Source organism: Dolichospermum sp. FACHB-1250, from assembly GCF_014696335.1.
In the GTDB taxonomy this organism is placed as follows: domain Bacteria; phylum Cyanobacteriota; class Cyanobacteriia; order Cyanobacteriales; family Nostocaceae; genus Dolichospermum; species Dolichospermum planctonicum.
This window is the reverse complement of sequence record NZ_JACJPZ010000024.1, coordinates 1-15031: the sequence shown is the minus strand read 5'-3', so window position 1 is coordinate 15031 and position 15031 is coordinate 1. Positions and strand designations below refer to the sequence as shown.

At 39.7% G+C, this 15031-nt stretch carries 16 protein-coding genes, 1 tRNA gene and 1 other annotated feature; of the genes, 7 read left to right on the top strand and 10 right to left on the bottom strand.

Annotation, left to right across the window (positions count from 1 at the left end; all coding sequences use genetic code 11):
- The first annotated feature begins 8 nt into the window (after nt 1–8).
- From arsS to H6F39_RS10525, 3 genes are all read left to right on the top strand, one after another.
- Complete coding sequence (gene arsS, locus H6F39_RS10535; RefSeq protein ID WP_190396667.1) at nt 9–983, top strand: arsenosugar biosynthesis radical SAM (seleno)protein ArsS; 975 nt, start codon at nt 9–11, stop codon at nt 981–983.
- Between the two features lie 234 nt (nt 984–1217).
- Nucleotides 1218–1646: an EVE domain-containing protein gene (locus H6F39_RS10530; RefSeq protein ID WP_190396666.1), complete on the top strand. Its 429-nt coding sequence runs from the start codon at nt 1218–1220 to the stop codon at nt 1644–1646.
- 184 nt (nt 1647–1830) lie between these two features.
- Nucleotides 1831–2607 carry a class II aldolase/adducin family protein gene (locus tag H6F39_RS10525; RefSeq protein ID WP_137908056.1) on the top strand — a complete coding sequence of 259 codons (777 nt, stop codon included), beginning with the start codon at nt 1831–1833 and terminating at the stop codon, nt 2605–2607.
- An 87-nt stretch (nt 2608–2694) separates the two neighbouring features.
- On the opposite strand, the gene mnmA is transcribed toward H6F39_RS10525, so the two are convergent.
- Entirely contained in the window at nt 2695–3750 is a 1056-nt protein-coding gene (mnmA, locus tag H6F39_RS10520) for a tRNA 2-thiouridine(34) synthase MnmA (protein WP_137908055.1), read from the bottom strand.
- Nucleotides 3751–3920: 170 nt separating this feature from the next.
- Between mnmA and H6F39_RS10515 the strand changes: the two genes are divergently transcribed.
- Both H6F39_RS10515 and H6F39_RS10510 read left to right on the top strand, forming a co-directional pair.
- On the top strand, nt 3921–4625 hold the full coding sequence (locus H6F39_RS10515; RefSeq protein WP_190371435.1) for a hypothetical protein: 705 nt from the start codon (nt 3921–3923) through the stop codon (nt 4623–4625).
- 96 nt (nt 4626–4721) lie between these two features.
- On the top strand, nt 4722–6263 hold the full coding sequence (locus H6F39_RS10510; protein WP_190371436.1) for an NAD(P)H-hydrate dehydratase: 1542 nt from the start codon (nt 4722–4724) through the stop codon (nt 6261–6263).
- 97 nt (nt 6264–6360) lie between these two features.
- On the opposite strand, the gene rplL is transcribed toward H6F39_RS10510, so the two are convergent.
- The 8 genes from rplL to rplS form a co-directional block, all read right to left on the bottom strand.
- Nucleotides 6361–6747 carry a 50S ribosomal protein L7/L12 gene (gene rplL / locus H6F39_RS10505; protein WP_137908052.1) on the bottom strand — a complete coding sequence of 129 codons (387 nt, stop codon included), beginning with the start codon at nt 6745–6747 and terminating at the stop codon, nt 6361–6363.
- 110 nt (nt 6748–6857) lie between these two features.
- Nucleotides 6858–7403 carry a 50S ribosomal protein L10 gene (gene rplJ, locus H6F39_RS10500; RefSeq protein WP_190396665.1) on the bottom strand — a complete coding sequence of 182 codons (546 nt, stop codon included), beginning with the start codon at nt 7401–7403 and terminating at the stop codon, nt 6858–6860.
- Nucleotides 7404–7504: 101 nt separating this feature from the next.
- Nucleotides 7505–7672 (bottom strand) — a sequence feature (ribosomal protein L10 leader region).
- Between the two features lie 88 nt (nt 7673–7760).
- Nucleotides 7761–8477 carry a 50S ribosomal protein L1 gene (gene rplA / locus H6F39_RS10495; protein WP_137908051.1) on the bottom strand — a complete coding sequence of 239 codons (717 nt, stop codon included), beginning with the start codon at nt 8475–8477 and terminating at the stop codon, nt 7761–7763.
- A 129-nt stretch (nt 8478–8606) separates the two neighbouring features.
- A complete protein-coding gene (gene rplK, locus H6F39_RS10490; protein WP_137908050.1) occupies nt 8607–9032 on the bottom strand; it encodes a 50S ribosomal protein L11 in 426 nt (141 codons plus the stop codon).
- 6 nt (nt 9033–9038) lie between these two features.
- Nucleotides 9039–9671, bottom strand: a complete 633-nt coding sequence (nusG, locus tag H6F39_RS10485) for a transcription termination/antitermination protein NusG (RefSeq protein WP_028084802.1) — start codon at nt 9669–9671, stop codon at nt 9039–9041.
- The gene (gene secE, locus H6F39_RS10480) at nt 9671–9892 is read right to left on the bottom strand and encodes a preprotein translocase subunit SecE (RefSeq protein WP_137908049.1); all 222 of its coding nucleotides are present in this window, start codon (nt 9890–9892) and stop codon (nt 9671–9673) included. The genes nusG and secE overlap by 1 nt, the downstream gene beginning before the upstream one ends.
- 183 nt (nt 9893–10075) lie before the next feature.
- Nucleotides 10076–10148, bottom strand: a tRNA-Trp gene (locus H6F39_RS10475).
- A 161-nt stretch (nt 10149–10309) separates the two neighbouring features.
- Nucleotides 10310–10672, bottom strand: a complete 363-nt coding sequence (gene rplS, locus H6F39_RS10470; RefSeq protein WP_028084803.1) for a 50S ribosomal protein L19 — start codon at nt 10670–10672, stop codon at nt 10310–10312.
- Nucleotides 10673–11086: 414 nt separating this feature from the next.
- Between rplS and hflX the strand changes: the two genes are divergently transcribed.
- Together hflX and H6F39_RS10460 are read left to right on the top strand one after the other, a co-directional pair.
- Nucleotides 11087–12823 (top strand): GTPase HflX, encoded by a 1737-nt coding sequence (gene hflX / locus H6F39_RS10465; RefSeq protein WP_190396682.1) that lies wholly within the window; start codon nt 11087–11089, stop codon nt 12821–12823.
- Between the two features lie 356 nt (nt 12824–13179).
- Entirely contained in the window at nt 13180–13749 is a 570-nt protein-coding gene (locus H6F39_RS10460) for a Uma2 family endonuclease (protein ID WP_190396664.1), read from the top strand.
- Nucleotides 13750–13814: 65 nt separating this feature from the next.
- On the opposite strand, the gene H6F39_RS10455 is transcribed toward H6F39_RS10460, so the two are convergent.
- Nucleotides 13815–15031, bottom strand: a 1217-nt coding sequence (locus H6F39_RS10455; RefSeq protein ID WP_190396663.1) for a bifunctional serine/threonine-protein kinase/formylglycine-generating enzyme family protein, incomplete at its 5' end; no start/stop codon positions are given.

Sequence of the window (15031 nt, the reverse complement as noted above, 5' to 3'; positions counted from 1 at the left end):
ATGCTTCTATGATTACACCTTTTTTTCAGCAGATAAATTCACCTTTAACAAAGCAGCAAATTAATGTTTTACAAGTTAATTTGGGAAAACTTTGTAATTTAGCTTGTAACCATTGCCATGTAGAAGCTAGTCCGAAAAGAACTGAGGAATTAACACCGGAAGTTTGTCAACAGTTAATTACTTTAATTGGTAGGTTTCCGCAAATTAAAACGGTGGATTTAACTGGTGGCGCTCCAGAAATGAATTATGGTTTTAAGTCTTTGGTAGAAGCTGCAAATAAAGCAGGTAAACAGGTCATTGTCAGATCAAATTTGACAATTTATTTTGTGGAAGGATTTGAGGATTTACCAGATTTTTTTGCTGAGAATCAAGTCAGAATTGTCGCTTCTCTTCCCTGTTATTTAGCCGATAATGTGGATAAAATGCGGGGAAATGGTGTTTTTGATCAATCAATTAAGGCTTTACAATGGTTGAATAAAATCGGTTATGGTCAAAATCCCAATTTAGTGTTAGATTTGGTGTATAATTCTCCATTACCAAGTAGTGATGATTTTTCTCTCACTCCTGAACAGGAAAAGTTAGAAGGAGACTATAAAACATTTTTGTCTGAAAAATTTGATATTCGATTTAATCATCTTTTCACTATTACTAATATACCTGTGGGGAGAACAAAGTTTCATTTAGAAAGAAAACAGCTTTATTCTCGCTATTTGCATTTTTTGGAATCTCACTTTAATGCAAATACAATTGATGGTTTAATGTGTCGTGAACAACTTTCAATTGATTATTTAGGGAATATTTATGATTGTGATTTTAATCAAATGATGAATTTACCTGCTAAAACTAGTAATGGTGAAAATTTGACTGTGAGTAAATTGTTAGAAATTGGTAGTTTGGATATATTTAATGAAGTCCAAACTGCTGAATATTGCTATGGTTGTACTGCGGGTTGTGGTTCTAGTTGTGGTGGTGCTATAGTATAAATTGACAAATATTAAAAATATATATGTCAGGAAATAATTACTTTGTAAAGAAATTTGTGGTAATTGAACTTCTAATTTTAATATCTAGTATGATCAAGGGAGTTAAGTCTCCTCACACCACATTTTTATTCAAGCCGTGAATTTATTTTTTCACGGTTTTTATTTTTTATGGCTAAGTAAGATCAAAAATCTCAAAAATGGTATAATCTGACCTGGTAATTATCAGAAAAGTATATGGCCTATTGGTTATTTCAAGGAAATCCCAAGTATTATCGGGTTTTAGAAGCTATCAAGGAGTTAGAAGCAATTCCTTGGTTGGTAACTCGTTATGCTAACGATATCGCTCCTGGTGATGGTGTTATTATTTGGTTATCTGGTAGTCAAGGGGGAATTTATGCGACAGCAGAAGTGATAGAACCCGCTCAATTCTTGACGGAAATACCAGATAAGAAATATTGGGTAGACTCTACAAGAGCTTTGGGAAAACAACAAGCGATAATTAGATTTACAAATAAATTTGTAGAATCTCCTTTACTGAAAAATCAGTTACAAGAAGATTCTGTACTTAAAAATTTATTGGTGCTTCGCGCTCCCAATTCGACTAATTTTAAGGTAAGTTCAGAAGAGTGGGAACAGGTACAGAAATTAATTCAGGAAAAGTAGGAAATATTAAAAATAATTTTGTTCCTCAAAGTGTTATGAAAGAGTTTTTGTCTGGCTGATATTCTATAATGATGGAAAGTTTAACTCCTCGCACCATACTTAGAACCGTAAAATATAGTATTTTGCGGTTTTTATTTTCTGATTTGGGTAATTTGATAAAATCACCTATAAATTCAATTCCTATATGACCGAAACACCCATACAAAAACCCAATAGTCCCACAATTCCCACATTTACCTCCATTACCGAGGAAAGATTGCACCGTCAACAGCGACTAGTGGCTGCATTGCGGCTATTTTCTCGATTTGGATTTGATGAAGGTGTTGCTGGACACATTACAGCCCGTGACCCGGAAAAACCTGAACATTTTTGGGTAAATCCCTTTGGAATGTACTTTGGTTTAATTCGAGTTAGTGACCTCATATTAGTTAATCAGCAAGGTGATGTAATTTACGGTAATCGTCCGGTAAATCGCGCAGCTTTTGCTATTCATTCTCAAGTTCATGCAGCCCGTCCTGAGGTGGTAGCAGCAGCTCACGCCCATTCTATCTATGGTAAAAGCTGGTCTAGTCTCGGCCGTCTGCTTGACCCGCTAACTCAAGATGCTTGTTCTTTTTACGAAGATCATAGTATATTTACTGATTATACGGGAGTTGTTCTCAACCTGGAAGAAGGCAAGCGCATTGCTGAAACTTTGGGAAAAAATAAAGCCGTCATTCTCAAAAATCACGGTTTATTGACAGTAGGTAAAACTATTGATGAGGCTGCTTGGTGGTTTATCACAATGGACCGCTCTTGTCAAGCGCAATTATTGGCAGAAGCAGCCGGAACACCCAGCCCAATTAAACCAGAGTATGCCAAGATAGCTTATAGTCAAGTGGGTTCTGCTGAGATGGGTTGGTTTAGTTTTCAACCCTTGTATGAGATGATTGTACGGCAAGAACCAGATTTACTGGAATAATATAGCGATTATAGGAGCTAGGAAAAGTTATTAGTAGTATGGGATACAATCTAGGGTGCAAGACCTGCGCCCTTACGGGTTTTTGATTTAACTAAACTGTTCGATAATTCCCCCACCTAATACCTTGTCTTTGTCGTACCAAACCGCAGCTTGTCCGGGTGTAATGCTAAACTGTGGTTCATCAAATACTAAGCGCACGCGGGAATCTGCTAAAGGAATTACTGTCACAGCTACGGGTTGAGAACGATAACGAATTTGTACTTCTGCTCGTACAGGTGTGACTGGTTCAGCAATAGAAACCCAATTTACTCTATTTATTGTACATTCTGACTGAGTTCCTTTGGTGCGATCGCCTACAACTACCCTGTTATTAACAGCATCTAAGGAAATCACATACAAGGGTTCGGCCGCAGCAATACCTAAGCCTTTTCGCTGGCCAATGGTATAATGATGAATACCATCATGTTGTCCCAAAATTTTGCCAGTAGTATCAACAATATCACCGGATTTGGGAGCTAAATATTTATCTAAAAATGCCCGCATAGAACCGTTACTTTCTACCAAGCATAAATCTTGACTTTCCGGTTTATCGGCGGTTTTTAAGTTGTATTCTGTAGCAATTCTCCGGGTATCGGTTTTATTCAATTCACCTAGGGGAAAAATTACAGCCCCTAATAAATCTTGGGATAAATCATAGAGAAAATAAGATTGATCTTTATTGCGGTCAACGGCTCGTAACAATTGGTAACGATTAGTAGCGTCATCGTAACGAATTTTGGCATAATGACCTGTAGCGATGCGATCGCATTTTAATTTTTCCCGTGCATATTCCACCATCGGACCAAATTTGACCGTTTTGTTACATTGAGAACAAGGTAATGGTGTAATTCCCGCACTATAACCTGTCACCAAAAAATCAACAATTGACCTTTGAAAGACATCCCGAATATCAACAATTTCATGGGGAATACCCAATTGTTGGCAAATATCAGCCGCGTCGATCATTCCTTCAGAGCAACATTGCCCCTTGCCTTTCATTAGCCAAAGGGTTAAACCAATTACATCATAGCCCTGATTATGTAGCATAGCGGCGGCTACGGAACTATCAACGCCACCAGAAAGACCAACGACAACTTTTTTCATAATTCACACTTTTCAAAGTGCTTGCGGCTTATTTTCGTAAGAAAGGGGTTTTTTATTTACTCACAAAGTGCGAGGTTTTCCGATTGTAGCATATAGGAGAAATTTTCCTGTTAAGGTAGTCCATATATGGAATATTGCATAGAAAATTTCTGTAAAAGCTAGTAACAAATATGTCTAACTTAAGAGTTAGTTACTTTACTCCTTTATTCATGTTATCTTTACTTGCGGGTGGGTATTGGGCGTTAATATCCGATTATACTCCAGTTCAGGCTCAAATCCCCAAGAATAGTCAATTTTTAGCACAGGGGACGCAGCAAGTACAACCTGGGGAATTGAACCAGTATAACCAAAATTTTGAACGATATTTTGTTTATGTTGATAGCAGCGATTTTCAAGTATTGCAACGAGTTCAGCAAGTTGAAGGCAATGCTTATATCCGCAATTATAATGGACGTAATGTTATTCAATGTGGTGTTTTTCATCAACAATCTAATGCTGAAATCAGGGTGAGAGAATTGGAATTAAATGGTGTTTTTGGTGCTAGAATTGTTAATTCTGCAAATCTAGAAATAAAACCCAATAATTCTGGTCAACAAACAGCCTATGATAACAACCAAAACAATCCAAATAACTATCAACAAGAAGCAAGAAAATACTACTATATAGTGATTCCTAGTCACCCTAATAATTTACGTTCTTTTGGTACAGAAATTCGACAGAAAATAAGTGCAAATATTAATGTATTTATGAGAACTCAACCACGGGGAGCGCATATAGCTATAGGACCTTTTAGCGACAAATATGAAGCAAAAATATGGAATAGCTATTTTCAAAATTCAGGTTACGGTAATGCTAGAGTTTATTATGGAAAATAGGGTAATGGGTAATTGGTAATGGGTAATGGGTAATTGGTAATGGGTAATGGGTAATGGGTAATGGGTAATGGGTAATTGGTAATTGGTAATTGACAAATGACAAAAGAACAAGTAGTTACCGCAGCGCAAATGCGGGATATTGAAACCAGAATATTTACTGCGGGAATGCCTGTAGCTGCTTTAATGGAAAAAGTAGGGGGATTAATTTTCCAACGCTTACAAACTATTATTTCTCCAGATAAATGTGTGGGCATTTTAGCCGGTCCAGGTCATAATGGAGGTGATGCTTTAGTAGTAGCGCGTGAATTGTATTTTCACGGTTATAAAGTTTGGATTTATCAACCTTTTTCTAAATTGAAAGAATTAACTTCACAACATTTTCAATATATTCAAAGTTTGGAAATTCCCTGTTATCAAGAAATTAACGAATTACCAAATTGTGATTTTTTAATTGATGGTTTATTTGGTTTTGGTTTAGAAAGAGAAATTACCGACTTTATAGCTGCTGCAATTAATTATTTTAATCAAAGAAATCAGCCTATTATTAGTATTGATATACCTTCCGGTTTACACACAGACACAGGGGAGGTTTTAGGAACAGCTATTCAGGCAAGTTATACATTTTGTTTGGGTTTATGGAAACAGGGTTTATTACAAGAACAAGCATTACCTTATGTTGGTAAAACTGAATTAATTGATTTTCATATTCCCTTAACAGATATTCATGCGGTTTTAGATAATGTCCCCCAAATCAAACGCATTACTAAAACAACAGCATTATCTACCCTACCCTTACCCCGTCCCCTCATTACCCACAAATATAAACAAGGACATTTATTATTAATTTGTGGTTCTCGACGTTACGCAGGTGGAGCAATTTTAACAGGTTTGGGTGCGCGAGCTTCTGGTGTGGGAATGTTGTCAATTGCTGTGCCAGAATCTTTAAAAATGTCGTTAGTTTCCCATTTACCAGAAGCGTTAATTATCGGTTGTCCTGAAACAGAAAAAGGAGCAATTGCTAATTTACCATTAGTAGGGTGTGTTAGCGATAGCGTAACGCACCTTATAGACTTAAATTCATTTACTACAATTGCTTGCGGACCGGGTTTAACTACAGATAATATTTCTATTCTTCCCGAAATAATTGAATGTGAATGTCCTCTAATTCTCGATGCTGATGCTTTAAATATTCTCGCACAATTAGGAACTATTCCCCTATTAAAATCACGAAAATCAGGCACTGTAATTACACCCCACACGGGAGAATTTAAGCGTTTATTTCCCCATATTGATTACACAAATAGAGTCAAAGCAGTACAAACAGCAGCCCAAGAAAGTGGGGCTGTAGTCCTGCTCAAAGGGGCAAGAACGGCTATATCTCATCCTCAAGGTGGTGTTTGGATAAATCCCGAAAGCACCCCGGCCTTAGCCCGTGGAGGCAGCGGTGATGTATTAACTGGCCTGTTAGGTGGACTATTAGCGCAAATTCCTCCCCCAGAACTTACCATGGAGGATGTAGTCGCAAGTGCGACTTGGTGGCATTCTCAAGCAGGAATTTTAGCAGCACAAGCAAGAACAGAATTAGGAGTTGATGCTTTTACACTGACACAATATTTATTATCAGTCTTGAAGGGATAAAAAAAGGCAAAAGGCAAAAGGTAAAGGGTAATAATTAGTTTTTACCAATTACCAATTACTAATTACCAATTACCAATTACCAATTACCAGATAACAACTACTTAATTACTACCTTACCACCAGCTTCTTCAATCCGCTTCTTGATATCCTCAGCAGCGTCCTTAGCTACACCTTCCTTAACAGCTTTAGGAGCAGCTTCTACCAATTCTTTAGCTTCTTTCAGACCTAAACCTGTGATTTCACGGACAATCTTCAAGACAGCAATCTTCTTATCAGCAGGTACAGAATCCAAAATTGCATCAAACTCGGTCTTTTCTACTACTTCTTCAGCAGGAGCAGCAGCACCAGGGGCCATCATCATCATACCACCAGTAGCAGCAGCGCTCACACCAAAGGCTTCTTCGATTTGCTTGACTAATTCAGAAGCTTCTAATAAGGTGAGGGCTTTCAATTGTTCTAAAATTTGTTCGGTTGCAGCAGACATGGATGTAACTCCTAAATAATTTTTGATTTGTTTTGATTTGTCAGTTGTCATTTGTTAGTGGATAAGCACCACCACGATTAATTAGTGCGTTCTGTATTTGCTAATACACACTAAGACTCACTTTCGGAACTATCACCATTTTCTTTTTCAGCGATAGCTTGCAAAGCGCGAGCCAAGGAACTGGGAACTTCGTTGATACCAACAGCCAGCTTGGTAGCCACAGCGTTGATAGCACCAGCGATTTGACCCATGAGTTGTTCTTTAGATGGTAAGTCTCCTAGAGCCTTAACATCAGCTTCACTCAGGACACGACCTTCCATGACACCACCGCGAATTTCTGTTTTCTTGGTGGCTTTTTGGAATGCTTGATAAGCTTTAATCGCGGATAAATCTTCTTTAACTAGCAGAAATGCAGAAGAGCCTTTCAGCAATTCCGACATTGGCTCCCATTCTTTCTGATCCTTAATGGCAATGCCCATAAAGGTGTTTTTTGTCACCTTACATATAGCACCACTAGGACGGAGTTGCTGACGCAAATTGGTGATTTCGGCAACTGTTAGCCCCTGGTAATCAATTACAAGTGCTAAAGTTGACTTACTCAAGGTTTCCTTGAGATCAGCTACTATCTCTTTTTTGTTTTCTAACGTTCTTCCCATACTTATCTCACCTCCAATGTCAGTTGTCAGTGGTCAGTTGTTAGTTTTTACTCTATTTCCTGTCACCTGTCACTTATCAGCCATGACCTTTTTGCTGACCCGCCGAAAACAGTTAACCCCAGCTATCTTAGCCAGGGTTTCAAAGTGGTATTTTTAATACTGTCGTTGTCACAGTTTTACTGTTTAAACTTTAGGTAGTTAAAATTACAACCTCGGCAGGATATTAAGCTATTAGCACCTGCTGTCTCCGGCTTTATCTATTTAATTTTGGTTATTAGGATTAGTTATTGGTCATTAGTCATTGCTGATTATACTCATCTATCACCAATTACCCATTACCCATTACCAATTACCAAATTATGCAGCTTCGGTGAGTTTTAATTCCCGTAAGGCGCTGATATCAATGGCAATTGATGGCCCCATAGTCGAGGACACATACAATGACCGCCAATAACGACCTTTAGCACCTGAAGGACGGTTACGGTCAATGGACTCTTGTAATGCCTTCAGGTTGATTAATAAATCTTCAGGTGAAAAACCAGCCTTACCAAACATAACATGAACAATCCCAGTCCGATCAGCCCGATATTCTAATTTACCAGCTTTAAATTCGGCGATCGCACTACCGATATCAAAGGTTACTGTACCACCTTTGGGTGACGGCATCAAACCACGCGGACCTAGCAATTTACCAAGCTTTGCTACCTGTGGCATTACATCTGGTGTCGCAATCAGCTTATCAAAGTCCATGAAGCCCTTCTGAATCTGCTCAATCAGTTCTTCTGAACCAGCTATATCGGCACCAGCATTAGTCGCTTCTGTGACTTTTTCCCCTCTAGCGATCACTGCTACCCGGATTATTTGCCCCGTACCTTTAGGTAGTGCTACTGTTGTCCGCAATTGTTGGTCTGTGTACTTAGGATCAATTCCTAAACGGATATGAGCCTCAGCAGCTTCGGCGAATTTAGCGGTTGCTGTTTCTTTTAACAGAGCCAATGCTTCTAAGGGTGTATAATCCTTATCTTCTACTTTTTCTAGTAACGCCCGCAAGCGGCGTGATACTTTTTTTGCCATTTTTTTCTCCTGGGGTAATCTCGAAGTTATGCTTCTCCCCCGATATGATTTTAGATTTGGGATTTTCGATTTGGCTATTAGTTATTCACTCAAAAGCACAAACTCAAGATTTATCACTTAATCACTTAATTAATCTGTGATAGTTACGCCCATGTTTTTCGCAGTTCCTGCCACGATTTTCATGGCTGCGTCAATATCGTTAGCGTTGAGGTCGGGAAGTTTGGTTTGAGCAATTTCCCGTAATTGATTTCTACTAATGCTACCAACTTTCTTTTTGTTGGGTTGATCTGAGCCTCTTTCAATTTTCGCCGCTTTCCGAATCAATACTGATGCGGGTGGTGTTTTGAGTACAAATGTAAAACTTCTGTCTTCATAAACAGAAATTTCTACTGGTATCACCATTCCCGCTTGGTCTGCTGTTTTGGCGTTGTACTCTTTGCAGAACATCATGATATTAACACCATGTTGACCCAGTGCAGGACCAACGGGCGGTGCTGGGTTGGCTTTCCCAGCATTCAGGGCCAACTTAATGACCGCTACTAATTTCTTCGCCATTTGTATTTAGCTCTGTTTTTTAACCTGATTAAATTCTAGTTCTACTGGTGTATCTCGTCCAAAGATTGAGAGTAGAGCTTTTAGTTTACTCCGTTCTGGGGAAACTTCAATTACCTCGCCTTCAAAATCCTTAAATGGACCAGAAAGCACCACTATCTTATCACCTGTAGCCATATCAATTTTGACTACTGGTTCTTGTTCCGTGGCTTGTTTGAATATGCGTTCAACTTCCGCAGGATTTAAGGGAACTGGCTTCACGTGGCCACGACCTCTACCGCTACCACGCTTCTGCTCCGCGCCCACAAAGTTAATGACGTGGGTGGTATTCCTTACCACTTGCCATGTATCATCACTCATTACCATCCGTACTAACACATATCCAGGAAAAACCTTTTCTTCTGAAGGCTGACGTTTACCATCTTTACGGATTTTCACCGTTGGTGTGTGGGGAATTTCCACTTGGATGATTTTATCAGCTACATCAAAAGTTTGGATACGTTGCTCTAAGTTTGTCTTGACTCGTTTCTCACAGCCAGAAGCTACTTGCACCGCATACCAGCGTAACTCTTTAGACGCTGTTCCCAGTGCTTCCTCCGACTGCAATTCTAAATTACGTGGTTCGTCTGTTGCAGAAGTCATCAGAACACCTGTTTTGCTGCCCAACTGAACAATCCATCGACCAAGTATATCAAGGAGGCGGAGAGTGTAACCATTAATAGTACAGCTACTGATTCACTCACCAACTGTTTCCGACTGGGCCAAACTACTTTTTCAAGTTCTTCCTTTGTTCCTTGGAAAAAATTGTTTAAGCTAAACCCATTTTCGGTTGCTGGTATTTCTGCTTCGTTTTTTTTGGCCACAGTCGTTATACCCTCGTTTCTTGAATAGCTTCACCTTGTCATTTTTTCAAGGTTTACAGTTTTGACCTCAATTGACTGGCAATAGGAAAGCTATATTTTCAAAAAATTATACCCGAAATAATTGACGTTTTCTGCTGTTTTGGCAGTGACGTTATTGCTTCGGGCAATATTTTTCTTTTTGAGCGCGCCCTGGAGGACTTGAACCCCCGACATCAGGTTTTGGAGACCTGCGTTCTACCAACTGAACTAAGAGCGCACAAGCTTTTCTCTTTCCGGTCATTGTGATCAACTTTTTTTAGTTTAGCACAATTCGACTTTAATTGTCATCTAAATTGTTACTTATTTTTTTATTTTTGGCAAGTTAGCGGCGAATGCCGCTCACAGCTTGGGTTTTGTCTGTTAATTCCCTCTATGGAATTAGAGGGCGCGGTCGAATCTTTGTTTAATGCGGGTTGCTTTACCGACTAGGGCGCGTAAATAGTAAAGTTTAGCACGTCTAACTTTACCACGACGTAATACTTTAATGCTCTCAATGCGGGGAGAATGGAGTAAAAATACCCGTTCTACACCCACACCTTGGAAAACTTTGCGAACTGTAATGGTTTCGTTAATACCACCATTCCGCATGGCTATAACTACGCCTTCGTAGGGTTGGACGCGGTATTTAGTACCTTCTTTGATTTTGACTCCGACTTTCACTGTGTCACCGACATAGATATCAGGTAAATCAGATTTCAATTGTTCCGCTTCAATTGAGCGAATAATCTCTTGGGCGTTCATTACTTTTCTGTTTTCTGAAAAAACTCACAATCATTAATTATAAATCTATAATCGCCCCATAGTCCAGCTATTTATTAAAGGAGTCACCGAGTTAGGAGTTAGAAGGAAAGAAGGAAAGAAGGAAGAATAAAATTAACTAATGACAACTAACAACTAACAACTGTCTACTATCACCTGTCTACTGTCTACTATCACCTATTTACTGTCCAATAACAACTAACAACTGTCCACTAACAACTAACAACTGTCCACTAACAACTAACAACTGTCAACTGTCAACTGTCAACTGTCAACTGTCAACTGTCACCTGTCAACTGTCAACTGTCAACTGTCACCTGTCAACTGACCAATTTCTGTTGTAAAATAGACAGTATCAGGATTCAGGGGGAACCAGGTAACTGGTCTTAAACGCCTATAGAGACTATTTTTGGTAATATTCAAGGTTTAAAGTCCAGCCAGCTAAAACAACTCCAGCGGCTGTACCATCAGCGGATATCAGGGGATTGTATTACTACATCTGAGTTTGCACAACGTCTTGCAGCAGTTAGTACGGAAATTAATCAGCCTGTTTGTACTTATATCAACCGTCGTGGACAAGTAATTCGGGTTGGTGTGGGTACTCCGCGTCAAACTCAAATCCCACCCATGGAAATACCTCGCTACGGTGCAGAACGTCTGAGCGGAATTCGCTGTTTATCTACTAATCTCAAGTCAGAACCACCAAATGAGTCAGCATTAACGGCTATGGCTTTACAAAGATTGGATGCTTTAGTAGTTTTAAATATTACTGGGGGCGGATTTACTAAGCGTGGTGGTGGTGCAACTGGATACGTGAAAGAAGCTTATTTAGCCCATCTTGTGGCTAATAATAGACAGTTAGTGACTACTAAATCCTCTGACATGAGCATGGTTGATGCTAGTATATATTCCCACATATCACCGCCTCTAAGTTTAGATGCTTTGGCTGACCAGGATTTTCTCGAATTGGTGGAAAGTCTAGAAGCGGAATTTCGTCGGGAATATGTAGCTCAGGAAGTAGACACTGATCATGATCGGGTGGTAATTGTAGGAGTATTAACGGATAATACTAGCCCGCAACAATTCGAGGACATTATAGCAGAATTGGCACGGTTGGTAGATACGGCGGGGGGTGATGTATTACAGACTTTACAACAAAAGCGATCGCGTATTCATCCCCAAACAGTTATCGGTGAAGGTAAAGTCCAAGAAGTTGCTCTCACGGTGCAAACTCTAGGTGCTAATTTGGTAGTATTTGACCGTGATCTTTCACCTTCCCAAGTCCGCAATTTAGAGTCCCAAATTGGGGTCAGAGTAGTTGACCGTACGGAATTAATTTTAGATATTTTTGCCCAACGCGCTCAATCTGGTGCAGGTAAATTACAGGTAGAATTAGCGCAGTTAGAGTATATGATGCCACGACTCGCTGGCAGGGGTCAAGCCATGTCCAGATTGGGAGGTGGTATTGGAACTAGAGGACCTGGTGAAACTAAGCTAGAAACGGAACGTCGGGCTATTCAAAAACGCATTTCTCGACTACAACAGGAAGTTAATCAATTACAGGCACATCGTTGTAGATTACGTCAACGGCGACAACACCGAGAAGTTCCCTCTGTGGCTTTAGTTGGTTATACCAATGCTGGTAAATCTACTTTACTTAATGCTCTCACTAATTCGGAAGTATATACGGCTGACCAATTATTTGCTACCCTTGACCCGACCACACGGCGGTTAATGCTTCCCCACGCGGAAACCGGCGCACCCCAGGAAACTTTAATGACGGATACTGTAGGGTTTATTCATGAATTACCCGCGTCTTTAATGGATGCCTTTCGCGCTACTTTGGAGGAAGTAACAGAGGCGGATGCTTTACTGCATTTAGTAGATTTATCTCATCCTGCTTGGTTAAGTCATATTCGCTCAGTTCGGGACATACTCGCGCAAATGCCCATTACACCGGGACCTGCTTTAGTGGCTTTTAATAAAATTGATCAGGTTAGTAGTGAAACCCTGGCTTTAGCGCGGGAAGAGTTTCCCCTAGCGGTTTTCATTTCTGCTAGTCAGCGTTTAGGTCTGGAGACATTGCGTCAACGTTTATCTCTGCTTATTCAGTACGCTGTTGATGGTGGTTGATGATTTTCATATCCCTGGCTTCTTTGAGAAGTCGGGGATCTAAGCTTAATGAATAATCAAACTATCTTTATTGACATACTCACCGACCTGAAGGTGCGATGATTCTTGACACTTCACTGGAACACGCCACAAGTGGTCTTATCGTCCCTCCATGTCCGTTTAAAGTCTCCCAATGCCATAAGGCGACTATAACCAAATTTTAACATAAAGCCGTCCTAAAAGGACGGGGCTTGTATCCCAGATTTTTGGTCAGTGCTAAAAAATCATAATTTATGATTGATAATAACGTCAATGATTCAACAATAATCCAGTTTTGCTAGAATCATGATGACTTCAATGTAATTGGTTACAAGATAATGATTACTACTGTTGAGCGTCGTTATAGTTTAGATGAATATCGCGCCATTGAAGAAAAAGCTGAAAAACGCAGTGAATATCGTGATGGAGAAATTGTTCCCATGTCAGGAGGATCACTCAACCATAGCCGTATAGGTGGCAATATTTTTGCATTTCTCAAGTTTATTTTGCGTGATAGTAAATGTGAGCCAATTAATAGTGATTTGAGGTTATGGATTCCTGAATATCAACGCGGAGTATATCCAGATGTAATGGTTTTTGCAGATCAACCGCAACTAAATGACAACCGCAATGATGAAGTTTTAAATCCCATTTTAATTGTAGAAGTATTATCACCTTCAACCGCAGATTATGACCGACAAAGCAAGTTTCGGATGTATCGTTCAATTAGCAGTTTTTGTGAATATTTATTAGTTGAACAGGATGAAATTTTTATAGAAAAATATAGTAAACAGTCTCAAGGTTGGTTATTGAGTGATTTTAATGATTTAGAAAAATCCATTTCTTTGGAGTCTGTTGGGGTTGATTTACCGATATCGGAAATTTATCGCGGTGTTGTTTTTGGGTAATCTGAATCAGGATTGACCAATAATAACCAGAAGGGCAGAGAGTAAAAGAATAAGAGTATAAAGGGCTACAAAGTCCTGAACGAAGACACGACCCGAAAACCGCAGTAGTAGTAACGAAGGCCGCGCGAACCCCTATCGCGAGCCGCAGCCCGACAGAGCCAAGCATTGAAGTGCCAAGAACCGCCACGAATTAACTTTATATTACTGCCGCTTCGACTGTTCCAAGCATTGCCGTCTGTAGGCGCGTTTATATAATTTTCATGCCAGTCATCTTCACACCACTCCCACACATTCCCGTGCATATCGTACAAACCAAAAGCGTTAGGGGGAAAAGTTCCTACATCTGTAGTTTGATCTCGACATTTACCTTTAGGTGCGGACTTATAGGGATAATTACCATTGTAGTTTACTAAATCCGTGGTGATGTTGTCACCAAAAGAGAATGGCGTTTTTGTCCCTGCTCTACAAGCATACTCCCATTCTGCTTCACTGGGTAATCTGTAGTTTTTTCCTGTCTTTTGACTTAACTTTTGACAGAATGTAACCGCATCATCCCAACTGACAGTTTCAACTGGGCGGTTATTGCCTTTGAAGCCAGACGGATTATCCCCTATAATAGCTTGATATTGTGCCTGTGTCAAGGGGTATTTGCCCATAAAAAAGCTGGGAACTGTAACTTGATGTTGGGGACTTTCATTATCACCCCTTTCTGCTTCATTTGCCGGTGAACCCATCCAGAAAGTTCCTCCCGGTATGGCGATCATTTCTAATTTAATACCTTTTCCTAAATCTTCGGTAAATGATGATTGGGGATTGATATTTACGTTAATATTTGCTGGTGGTTTGGGTGGGTTTGTGGGTGTAGGAATAACTATTGTTTTTTTATTTGCTAATGCGGCTAAAACTTCTGCTGCTGAGTCATAACGACGAGTAGGAATATCTTGCAACATGGTTTCTAATACCGTTGTTAATTCCTGACTTAAAGAAACATACTTTTGCCATTGCCATTGCATTTTTCTGGTATCAAATAATTTATCTGCACCATCAGCTTCTTGAAAATGTCCCGTCAATAATCTGACACAGGTAACAGCTAAACTATAGAGATCACTACTATGATAAACCATACCCCGAAACTGTTCCGGGGGTGCGTATCCAGGAGTACCTGTAACAGTCCCCACTCTAGTTAAAATAGTTCCACTTGTTTCTTTGGAAACGCCAAAATCAATTAGAAATAATTGACCGGTTTTACTTCTAATAATATTTTCGGGTTTTATATCTCGAT